We start from the raw sequence: 10,993 nt of genomic DNA, 5'->3' as shown, positions 1-10,993 counted from the left end.
CGGTAGCGAGTTGCTGCTGTAAAGAAGCGATCGAACTTTCGCGTTCACTCAACTGCTGCTGTAAACTTTCGTAACTTGACTTCGCTACTGTTTCGGCTAATTGGCTTTCGAGATTTTGCTTTTCGGTAGCGAGTTGCTGCTGTAAAGAAGCGATCGAACTTTCGCGTTCACTCAACTGCTGCTGTAAACTTTCGTAACTTTCTGGCATCGGATTTGGCTTTACAATCACCGAGTCCGATAGAGTTTCTGCCGTTACAGCGTCATTAACTTCGCTTTCTTCGGCTGTTTCCCCTTGCAAGGGGGCTGCCTCTACCTCAGTTTCTTCACCTTTTTTCCAAGTGACAGTAACTTCCGTCTTGTCCTTAGAAATATCCAGAGCGCCTTGTGCCAAGCGTTCTAGGAGTTCCGACCTTGATATTCCGAGCTTGCGAGCGATCACGTTTAATCGATCGGCACTAGAAGAAGTCAGCGAAAGTCCGACTTTGACTTTACTTTCTGAATTGGAACTAACTACATTGCGATTTTTTTTGACCATTGGCATTTTCCTCATGCCAACCTACACTAATAAGTGTAGTGGCTGAAGCTTCTATTAAAATTAATTCTTGTTACTTACCAATTGTGCCAGCTTCTGTTCCCAATTGAACAAAAATTCGTGAATATACTCTTCGATCCATTCCTCGCCGTAGAACCGCTTAAACATTCCCTCGGCCGGGTTTTTTTCGGCACGATACGGCAGATATTACAGTTGAGCTTGTAAGCCGTTGTTTTAAAGCGAAGCTTCCAAAGTCGCACCTGCAACCCGATGATCTCGATCTTTTGCCAAATAGCTCACAGCAGCGCGAGCTTGAGGATTTTGACACTCCTGGGCCTAAAGGCACGAGGATTCTTCGTTCATAGACCCAACTTGCCCTAGCAGGATTACTCCAACCAAGGTAGAGGTCGAATCTCCCGAAGCGTTCGGATCTATGACCCAAGTTCCGGTATGCCCTACCGTACTCAAGGCTAATTTCAGGATATTAATAGCAGCATTCCAATCCCGGTCTAAGACGAAGCCGCATTGGCAAGTGTGGGTTCTCATAGAGAGGGATTTTTTGATTAACGTGCCGCAATTAGAGCATTCCTCAGAGGTGTAGGCAGGATTGACCGCTACGGTTATCTTGCCAAACTTAACCCCGAAATACTCTAACCATTTCCTGAACTGATACCAACCCGCATCATTAATAGACTTGGCAAGACAATGGTTCTTGACTAAGTTCTTAATCCTCAAGTCTTCATAGGCGACCAAATCGTTAGATTGGATTACACAACGTGCCAGTCTCTTGGCATATTCTTCACGTTGCCTACTTATTTTGAGGTGTAGTCGTCCTAGTCTATTAATGGCTCGTTTACGATTGGCAGAGCATTTTCTTTTACGAGAAACACGTCTTTGTCGAAACTTTAGACGCTTCTCGCCTGCTCGATAAAATTTAGGGTTAGGCTCAGTATGACCATTGCTATCGCTGTAGAACTCCTTGATTCCTACATCTAATCCAACAATTCTACCTGTCGGCTCAATGTCTAGTTTTCCAGTTTCGATTTTCACCAAGAACTGAACGTAGTAGCCATCGGCACGACGCACTAGCCTAACCCGCTTTATTTGGTCTAGTTGGTAGAAGTGTAAGTCCCACGTCCCTTTAAGTTTAAGTTTACCAATGCCCTTCTTATCAATGAAATTGATTGAGCGTCTATCGGGGGAAAGCTTCCAGCCAGAAGTTTTGTACTCTACCGAGCGGCAATTCTTCTTAAATTTTGGATATCCCTTCTTTCCGGGAATAGACTTCCTGCAATTTTCGTAGAATCGAGCAATTGAGGAATATGCCCATTCAATAGCAACTTGGCAAGCGTGAGAGTTCAAAGTATTTACAAAGGGAAACTCAGCTCTCAGCTTGGTGTTGTAGCGATACAGCTCTTTTTGCCCTACGCCGCGATTATCCATCCAAAAACGGATACATTTGTTGCGGACGAATTGAGCAGTTCTAATCGCCTCATCTATTGCTGAGTATTGAGTTGTTTTCCCTTTAGCTTTGAACTCTAAAACTCTCATTTGACGTGGACAAACCCTACGGCAACTAGCTTACCATAAATAAAGCCGTCCTAGAAGGACGGGGCTTGAATCCCATTATTGTTGGTCAAATTTGCTCAGCGCGCGAGCAACTCGCAGCCGAATTCCCCAGTTATCCGAACTTACTAGAGCTAATAATTGCTGCAATGCCTGTTCTTGCTTCGGGGTATTTGCCAGCACACCCAATCCGTCAATTGCTGCTTCCTGAACTGGTAAATCTTCGTCGCCAAGACCGATCGCACAAATTTCAAATACTGCATCAGGACACTGCATTTCGTACAGCGGAGCCATAATGCTGCGGCGGACGAGCCAATTGTCATCGCGGCGAAAAGCTTCCACTAAATGAGAAATTGCCTCGGTTCCGAACCTTGACAAAGAGTTAGCGGCTTCGGCAATTTTCATAAGCCAATTATAAATTTTTGTTACGTTTCTTTACAATTTTAGCAATTATTCCCGGATTTGGGGCAGATTTAAAAAAACTTCACTGCTGAATCAGAATTTTTGTGGGTATTTAAGCGAGCTTTTGTATTAGTAATTAAGGCAATCAGTACCCTATTTATTTGAGTATGCGGAGGCATCTTTATTTTTTAAATAGGTTTTAAAATCCGATTTTTTACAAGCCGCGGCTGGGGCGCAGTATACAATAGAATCATTTTTAACCCCATTTTTCGGAGATTAAAGCGCCAGTTAAAACCCTAATTCTCCGGCGCATAAAATCCTAAATAATTGGCAATTGGACGTTCCTGCATGGGAATTTTATTCTGAATCGGAGCATTCAACAGTTTCGCTCCTGACGGCGATGCTACTGCAAAAGTTACCGACCCGCCGCCATCTAAATTCAGCACTGTCTCCGCTCCCAACTGCATCGAAATATCAGCTATTTCACTCAATTTCAGCCCTTCACTGTAAAGCCTCTGCTTGCCGTCTGCCAGAATTAACCACAACTTATCGCCTGTTTTGTCGATCGCCGCGACTGCACGGGGATAGGGTTTATCCTGCTTGCGTTCTTCCTGACTTTGTGCTACGGGCTGGCCATTTTTTACCAGCAAAGTATCTCCGGCAACGGCATAGGCTGTTCCCGCAGGACAAGTGCCGTTTTCGATTATTTGAGCGCGGTTTTTGGCATCAAAACAAAGGGCGGGAAAGTCTGGATTGGGTTCAGAATAAGCTTGGCTTTTGGCAATGGCGTGTCCGACATTATTTACTCGATCGCCACTGCGGGGATAGTAATCCCAAGGTGCTTTCTCGATGCAGGGATAAAAAAAGTTGCCGTTGACTGCTAATTGCAATTTAAATTCTTTCAGGAATTCAGTAGCCGTGCGGGCATTGGTTTCTGTTAAATCGGGTGTTGGATTTCCGGGAGTGACAAAAATTCCTATTCCCGGCGCTTTTAGGTCGATGCTAACAATGTGAATTAGGGTGGGACGCGGATTAGTCCGAAATTCCTTGCGGTAGGCTATTCCTTGAAAGAGCGATCGGGCTTCGTTTGTTTGTTGGGGACGCAAAAAGTAGGGAATGTTGTAGAGTAGTATGGGTGCGAGCAATATTCCGAGACCGAGAATCTGCCAAATTTGTTTGATCGTGGGCCGATAAGTCATACCATTTTAGATTTGAGATGGGGGACGGGAACACTGAGAGATTTATATATTTTTAAGCATCCTGTACTAATATGAAGTATTCGGATTCCCATAATTTTAGCAATCAAATTTTACGAAATCGATCGTTCCAAGGACAAGTTCTTAACGGTGCTGATTTCAGCGGTGCGGATGTTCGAGGCTGCAATTTTAGAAATGCTCAGTTAGCGGGTGCGAATTTTATCGGTGCGAAAATCGGGCTTTCTCGGCGACAGATAGCTGTTTTGACTGCAGGGGCGATCGCGATTTGTTTGGTTGTGGGCGATGTTCTGACTCGACTGATTTTGGGATCTCAAGGACAAATACCGGGCTCCGGCAGTTGGCCTTTTGTTCTTTTGCTGTACGGGGTTTTGAGCGCTGCTGGCTTCGCTTCGGCGATCGCAAGCAAACAGCCAAAAACCTCAAAAGCGGGTAGATTGGCACGAACAATTTCTGCTATTCTATCAGGAGCTTTGTTGGGATTTTTCTATGCTGGCACTGCAACTAATAATAACTCCCAGGCAGCTCTTGCTGGAATGTCGATCGGCGGGGTGTTAATGTTTTTTGTGAATTCCCGGATTCGCGGCCAATTTGCACAGGTGGCGATCGCATCGGCTGGAAGTGTGGCGACTTACGCAGCGGCTTTTTTGTTCAGTGCAACGGCGAGCGCTTTTCTGAGCACTCACAAACTGTTTTGGGGTATGTGTTTCGGTTTGCTGTCGCTGCTGTATCTTTGGTTTGCATTTGTGTCTTTCTCCGCTATTGTTCGAGAGATTGGAAATGCTGAGGGTACTTCGTTCAGAGGGGCAAATCTCGCTGATGCTAAGTTCGATATAAATTACCTCAATCTAAAATCTAAAATTTAAAATCTAAAATTACCCGACTGATATTCAAACAGTAATTGAGCCAGCAGAAAGCGACGCTTTGCTGCAAACGGTGGCGATTGGTGTAGGTCACTATGGTTTTCTAGTATTGGCATTATATCTGGGTGTTTATTCTCGGCGCGATCGCCCTAATTTACCCTCAAAAATATAAAAGCGAGATCCCTTGATTTTTCTCAAAGAATTCAAGGGATCTCGCTCTAATCAAACTATTTATCTCATATCAGAGATTTTTTTTGCAAGCTGTTTTTTTTGCCTAAACAGCTTGATTAACGGAGAGGGAGGGATTCGAACCCTCGTTAAGTTGCCCTAAACACACTTTCCAGGCGTGCGCCTTCAACCGCTCGGCCACCTCTCCAGGGCTAAATTAATTCATTTAGCCACAGCTAAACTATATTAACAGAACAAATCTGATTTGGGAAGGGGTAACGGCATAAATTTACTGTTTAATGTGGATAGGGTGTCAAACGAGCCGGCTTGGATTCTCCTACCTATGTCGCAAACCCCTTCATCTAAAGGAGTTTGCCCGCCAAACCCCAATCTAAAATCTAAAATCTAAAATCTAAAATTCCATGACTCACTCTTACACAATTAAAATTCATAACAGACAGACAGGCGATCGCCACACCGTGCGAGTACCCGAAGACCGCTACATCCTGCAAAGCGCCGAAAACCAAGGAGTAGAATTGCCCTTTTCCTGCCGCAACGGCGCTTGTACCGCCTGTGCGGTGCGCGTCAAGTCGGGGGAACTGCACCAGCCAGAAGCAATGGGGCTGTCTGTGGAACTGCAAAAAGAAGGTTATGCCCTGCTGTGCGTCAGCTATCCCCGTTCCAACATTGAGGTAGAGACGCAAGACGAAGACGAAGTGTACGAACTGCAGTTCGGCCGCTACTTCGGCAAAGGTAAAGTTAAAGCTGGTTTGCCGTTGGATGAAGAATAAGGCAATTTGATAAATTATCAACTACCAATTATCCATGCTTTATCGGTTATTTGCGATCGCCCTTTGTCTGTGGCTAGCTAGCTGCCAAAAACCAGAAATGCCCCAAGGTACGATCGCCAAAGTAGAAAGGGCCATCAGCGGCCAAACAATCGAAGTTATCAGTACAGCCGACAAAATAGCCTTATTAGAACAAATCAGGCTAATTGGTATTGATGCGCCGGATTTAAAACAGCAGCCTTGGGGAGAAGCAGCCAAACAAAGACTAGAACAGCTAACTAGGGGAAAACAGGTATTGTTAGAATCAGACATCGAAGAGAAAGACCAGTTCGATCGCAAACTAGCCTACTTGTGGCAAGATAAAAATTTGCTCAACGAACAGCTAGTCAAAGAAGGTTATGCCCTGGCCTGGGTGCGATCGCCCAACACCAAATACCAGCAGCGACTCATCAACGCTCAAGAATGGGCGAGACTCATGGGTAAAGGCCTGTGGAATCCAGAACGAGCTTTGCGCCAAACTCCCGCAGAATTCCGCCAACAAAATCGGAAATAGTCAATCGATTTTAGATTTTAGATTTTAGATTTTAGATTGAAGCATTGACCCCACCGATAAATACGTTCGGCAAGTTTCATCGGGTACAGGTTTTTATTTCTGGACGGATGAATCACGTGGCGGGTATCGTGGATGCTTTCGGTCAGTTGGGAATTGTTGACAACTGACAACTGACAACTAACAACTAACAACTAACAACTGACAACTGACAACTGACAACTGACAACTAACAACTAACAAATGACTGACAATCAACTGCAAAACTTCTTAGAAATAGCCACCGAAGCAGCCCTAGCCGCCGGTTCCGTCCTGCAATCTTTCTGCGGAAAATTAGAAAAAATTCAAGAAAAAGGCCGATCGGGCGATTTAGTCACAGAAGCTGATAAAGCCTCAGAAGCCGTCATCTTAGAAATTCTCGGCCGCCACGTACCCCACCACGCCATCCTCGCCGAAGAATCCGGCAAATTAGGGGATGCTAGCAGCAAATACCTGTGGGCGATCGACCCTTTGGACGGCACAACAAATTATGCTCACCAATATCCTTTTTGGGCCGTGTCGATCGGACTTTTAATCGACGGCCTACCACAAATCGGAGTAATTTACGACCCTTTTCATAACGAATTGTTTCGGGCAGGCAAAGGATTGGGAGCAACCTGCAACCGATCGCCGATCAAAGTTTCCCAAATCCCAGAATTGAGAACCAGCTTGCTAGTCACTGGCTTTGCATACGATCGGCGCGAAACAGCCGACAATAACTATGCCGAATTCTGTCACCTCACCCACCTCACCCAAGGCGTGCGACGCAGCGGTTCCGCATCCCTAGACCTCGCACACCTCGCGATGGGGCGATCGGACGGATACTGGGAACGGGGACTCGCCCCTTGGGACGTAGCAGCAGGTGTAGTCATCGTCTCCGAAGCCGGAGGTCAAATTACAGCTTATGACGGCAGTGCCTTTGAGATGAACTCCGGTCGGATTTTGGCCACAAACGGTAAAATACACGCCGAACTCAGCAGCGCATTGCTAGCCGTTCCTCCCTTATCTTCTTGGAAGTAGCACCTCCCAGCAATAGATCGGGGGTAGTACGGGGGTCAGAACCCCTTGACTCAAGCTACATTAAAGAATAGTGAGTGCGATTCGTTTAACCCAAATGGGTAGCAATACTCAGGGAAGGTTAGCCTAACCAACTGGTTAGTATAACTGAATACACATCTAGGTGCAGGATTCACAAGTCCCTAGTCCTAGTCCGCAAGTGCAGCGGTAAAAGCATATCCCCTATTTTGTTGGGTAGCAACCAATAGGGTAAAGCGGGGATAAAAGACAAGAACTACTGGTAGCCGAAACTGGTAACTGTCGAGCACGAGTTCATGTGTAGCGAAAGCAAAGATGTGTCTGAACCATCGTAATTTTCAGATGGTCAAATGGCTAAATCAAGAATAAACCCGTTGAAAAAACACGGTAAAGACTGATTAAGACCAAGCCAAAAGGCAAGGCTAGGGCATAGGCAATTTCACACTTGACCTATAAGCACCGCCCATAAACCCGGTGGATAGCATCGCACTAAAAACTCAAACAATGTGTATTTGGAACGAAGTAACTCTTATATATTTCTGGAATCATGTCTATTATCCAGTAAGTAGCTAACGAACAATATATGAGAGAGGGATTGTATCAGAAGCCAATGCTCTGTTGTAATGACAGAGATATGCAGACGGGTACACGGTAACTTCAAGGATAGGAACTTAGTAGCAATGAATAAGTCTAAAACGCGGGACAACCCGACGGTGGAATGGAATCAAATCAATTGGCGAAAAGCCGAAAGATTGACATTTAAGTTGCAAAGACGTATCTATCGAGCAAGTGAGCGTGGCGATGTTAAAGCAGTTCGGAAGCTTCAAAAGACCTTGATTAATTCATGGTCTAATAAGGTTCTAGCGGTACGACGGGTAACACAAGACAATACTGGCAAGCGTACAGCAGGTGTGGATGGCATAAAATTGTTAACCCCAAAGCAACGATTAAAGCTAGTAAGTCAACTCAAAATAACTGGTAAATCTCAACCGACTCGTCGGGTAATGATACCAAAACCAGGAACTAATGAGTCAAGACCATTAGGAATACCTACAATGTACGACCGCGCCTTACAAGCAGTTGTGAAAGCAGCACTTGAGCCAGAATGGGAGGCAAAATTTGAGCCAAACTCATACGGTTTTAGACCCGGTAGGTCATGTCACGATGCGATTGGAGCTATCTTTGACAGTATCAGATACAAAGCTAAATATGTGCTAGACGCTGATATTTCCAAATGTTTTGACCGCATTAATCACAAAGCATTACTTGACAAAATCAATACCTATCCAGGACTCCGAACACAAATTAAGTCCTGGCTTAAAAGTGGGGTATTAGACCAAGGTGAAATCTTCCCGACCAAAGAAGGCACACCACAAGGTGGGGTCATCTCTCCACTTTTGGCTAACATTGCCTTACATGGAATGGAAGAACGGGTCAAACAATATGCGGAAACGCTAACAAAAGGATACTACGGAATCAGTAAAAAAGATAAACGAGGTTCTTTAAGTTTAATCCGGTACGCCGATGATTTTGTGATTATTCACAAAGACATTGAAGTAATACTAGCCTGTCAGAAAATAATTGCAGAATGGTTAAGTGATGTTGGCTTAGAATTGAAGCCAAGTAAAACAAAATTAACCCACACCCTCAACGAATATAATGGAAATGTTGGGTTTGAGTTCTTAGGATTCCATGTACAACAACACAAGGTAGGCAACTATCGAAGTGCTAAAAATACAGTAGGAATACCGCTAGGTTTTACAACATTAATCACCCCGTCTAAGCCCAAAGTCAAAGCCCATCTGGCTAAAATTGCAGAAGTGATAGACACCCATAACACCGCCCCCCAAGTCGCTTTAATTAGTCGGCTGAATCCAATAATTAGGGGATGGTCAAACTATTACTCAACAGTAGTAAGTAAAGATACCTTTAACAAGGTAGACAGTCTTACCTATGACAAACTAAGAGCATGGGCGAGAAGACGGGGAAAAGGTAGCATCAATAAAGACAAATACTGGCGAACAGTAGGCGACAGAAATTGGTGTTTCAGCACAGAAGAAGGTTTAGAATTAGTCCAACACAAAGCAACGCCTATTGTAAGGCACGCCAAAGTGAAGGGTAACGCAACGCCTTACGATGGTAACTGGATTTACTGGAGCAAGAGACGCGGAGAATACCCGGAAACACCAAAAAGAGTGGCAACACTGCTTAAGACACAAAAAGGTAAATGTACCCACTGTGGTCTGTATTTCACACCTACAGACATTGTAGAAGTTGACCATATCCAACCTCGCTCATTAGGCGGTAAGGATGAGTACAAAAACCTCCAACTTCTACATAAACACTGCCACGACACAAAAACGGAAAATGACGGTTCTCTCAACAAGGACTATTGTAACAATCCGTTTTGAATTGTATCCTTAACAAAGGATGAAGATATCAAGGAGCCGGATGAGGCGAAAGTCTCATGTCCGGTTCTGAAGGAGAGGTAGGGGTAGAAATGCCCCTATCGACTCTAACAAAGCCAGGAAAGGAAGAGTAAAAGTTATGTCTTTTGAAATGACAAAAGGGCTGTTCAAGTATGACTTTACAGATCAGCACGCAATTTTGGGAGTTCCCTTAGACGCCGAGTTTAACGACATCCGCAAGCGCTACATGAAAATCGCCCGCCGGTTGCATTCGGATACTTGCTCTTTTGAAAGCCAAGCCGATAAAGATTGGGCTAACCAATTTTTGTCAAAAGTAGTCAATCCGGCTTACAATAAATTCTCTAAGGAAAGCGATCGCAAAGAATACAGCCTGCTATTAGCAGCCATCGCCAAGCGCGTTGTTAAAGAACAGGCGAAAATGCAAATTGAAAGCGAAGCAGCCAAACAGTTAGCTACCGCTAAAGATTGGGAAGAAGCTTACAAAACAGCAGTTAGCAAACTCGCTCTCAAGCAGTACGAATCAGTTAAGGAAACGCAAGAGGCGATCGATCAAATTAGCGAACTTAACATGGTTTACCTGCTGCGAAAAGAGCGCATTGGCATTGCAACTCCGCCACCACCCCCAACCCCAATTCCCCCAACCCCAATTCCAACCCCAACCCCAAATCTACCCCCAAATCTACCCCCGGACAAAGACGACCCGCGGATCGAAGCTTATTGCCGCCGAGCTCAAGGATTTATGGACAGCAAAAATTACGCTAAAGCAAGTTTGGAGTTGAGGGAAGTCCTGAAGGGTGCCCCGAAACACAGCAAGGCTCACGCTATGTTAGCAATGTGTTACCTTGAACAAAATCAAGCCACAATGGCAAAACTTGAGATGAACAAAGCTTTGGCGTCAAATCCAGAAGAACCGACGGCTTTGGAGGTTAAGAAAAAGCTGGAACAAGCTTCCGCCAAGGCAAAAAAAGGTGATGAAAAACCAGGATTTTTTGCAAGTTTGTTTGGCGGGAAGAAGAAGTGAGAAGTTGTGAGTTGTGAGTCTTGAATATTGAGAAACGGGTGAACAGCTCAGCAGTCGAGTGTGATCGAGCCAAACAATCAAGACTTGGTGATATCAAATCCGGTGACATCGGAATTATACTGTCAGTGCGATCGTCCCGCGATCGCGGATGCTCCAGAAAGAACGGGACGATCGCACTGACGGGGAAAATGATTATTTCGATGGAAACGAAAAGGATATGACGCCTGAATTTGTTAAAGTCGAATGTTAAGCTTGCCTGGTTCGACTTTAACACCGTTCCCTAAAGCTAAGCCTCTGAACCCAATCTAAAATCTAAAATCTAAAATCTAAAATCTAAAATTCCGATGACACCTTAATTTGTTAAAGTCGAATGTTAAGCTTGCCTG

12 protein-coding genes and 1 tRNA gene are annotated in these 10,993 nt (G+C 44.8%); 7 read left to right on the top strand and 6 right to left on the bottom strand.

All coding sequences use genetic code 11. From position 1 onward, the window contains the following. From QUA88_RS10820 to QUA88_RS10800, 5 genes are all read right to left on the bottom strand, one after another. Nucleotides 1-535: ribbon-helix-helix protein, CopG family (locus QUA88_RS10820; protein WP_333207948.1), on the bottom strand; the 535-nt coding region annotated here is incomplete at its 3' end. 60 nt (nt 536-595) lie between these two features. Further along, nucleotides 596-736: a hypothetical protein gene (locus QUA88_RS10815; protein ID WP_333208011.1), complete on the bottom strand. Its 141-nt coding sequence runs from the start codon at nt 734-736 to the stop codon at nt 596-598. A gap of 132 nt (nt 737-868) precedes the next feature. Then, nucleotides 869-2,083 (bottom strand): transposase, encoded by a 1,215-nt coding sequence (locus QUA88_RS10810; RefSeq protein ID WP_333207947.1) that lies wholly within the window; start codon nt 2,081-2,083, stop codon nt 869-871. 75 nt (nt 2,084-2,158) lie between these two features. Beyond that, complete coding sequence (locus QUA88_RS10805) at nt 2,159-2,503, bottom strand: HEAT repeat domain-containing protein (protein WP_333207945.1); 345 nt, start codon at nt 2,501-2,503, stop codon at nt 2,159-2,161. A 293-nt stretch (nt 2,504-2,796) separates the two neighbouring features. Continuing rightward, on the bottom strand, nt 2,797-3,699 hold the full coding sequence (locus tag QUA88_RS10800; RefSeq protein ID WP_333271659.1) for a phosphodiester glycosidase family protein: 903 nt from the start codon (nt 3,697-3,699) through the stop codon (nt 2,797-2,799). 71 nt (nt 3,700-3,770) lie between these two features. Between QUA88_RS10800 and QUA88_RS10795 the strand changes: the two genes are divergently transcribed. Then, nucleotides 3,771-4,580, top strand: coding sequence for a pentapeptide repeat-containing protein (locus tag QUA88_RS10795; protein WP_333054347.1), 810 nt, complete (start codon nt 3,771-3,773; stop codon nt 4,578-4,580). A 288-nt stretch (nt 4,581-4,868) separates the two neighbouring features. Here QUA88_RS10795 and QUA88_RS10790 read toward each other — a convergent pair. After that, nucleotides 4,869-4,953: transfer RNA gene (locus QUA88_RS10790), tRNA-Ser, on the bottom strand. A 214-nt stretch (nt 4,954-5,167) separates the two neighbouring features. On the opposite strand from QUA88_RS10790, the gene QUA88_RS10785 reads away from it, so the two are divergent. From QUA88_RS10785 to QUA88_RS10760, 6 genes are all read left to right on the top strand, one after another. After that, nucleotides 5,168-5,536: a 2Fe-2S iron-sulfur cluster-binding protein gene (locus QUA88_RS10785; RefSeq protein WP_172186552.1), complete on the top strand. Its 369-nt coding sequence runs from the start codon at nt 5,168-5,170 to the stop codon at nt 5,534-5,536. 34 nt (nt 5,537-5,570) lie between these two features. Next, nucleotides 5,571-6,086, top strand: coding sequence for a thermonuclease family protein (locus QUA88_RS10780; protein WP_333054346.1), 516 nt, complete (start codon nt 5,571-5,573; stop codon nt 6,084-6,086). A gap of 44 nt (nt 6,087-6,130) precedes the next feature. Next, nucleotides 6,131-6,253, top strand: coding sequence for a hypothetical protein (locus QUA88_RS10775; protein WP_333181264.1), 123 nt, complete (start codon nt 6,131-6,133; stop codon nt 6,251-6,253). A gap of 73 nt (nt 6,254-6,326) precedes the next feature. After that, nucleotides 6,327-7,142 carry an inositol monophosphatase family protein gene (locus tag QUA88_RS10770; RefSeq protein ID WP_333271656.1) on the top strand — a complete coding sequence of 272 codons (816 nt, stop codon included), beginning with the start codon at nt 6,327-6,329 and terminating at the stop codon, nt 7,140-7,142. Between the two features lie 695 nt (nt 7,143-7,837). Next, nucleotides 7,838-9,568: a group II intron reverse transcriptase/maturase gene (ltrA, locus tag QUA88_RS10765; protein WP_333054342.1), complete on the top strand. Its 1,731-nt coding sequence runs from the start codon at nt 7,838-7,840 to the stop codon at nt 9,566-9,568. A gap of 136 nt (nt 9,569-9,704) precedes the next feature. After that, the gene (locus tag QUA88_RS10760) at nt 9,705-10,607 is read left to right on the top strand and encodes a tetratricopeptide repeat protein (protein ID WP_333054340.1); all 903 of its coding nucleotides are present in this window, start codon (nt 9,705-9,707) and stop codon (nt 10,605-10,607) included. Nucleotides 10,608-10,993: the final 386 nt, after the last annotated feature.

It is taken from the genome of Microcoleus sp. D3_18_C2, assembly GCF_036702395.1.
GTDB lineage: Bacteria > Cyanobacteriota > Cyanobacteriia > Cyanobacteriales > Microcoleaceae > Microcoleus.
The sequence above is the reverse complement of the archived record's forward strand: the minus strand, read 5'-3'. Positions and strand labels throughout refer to the sequence as shown.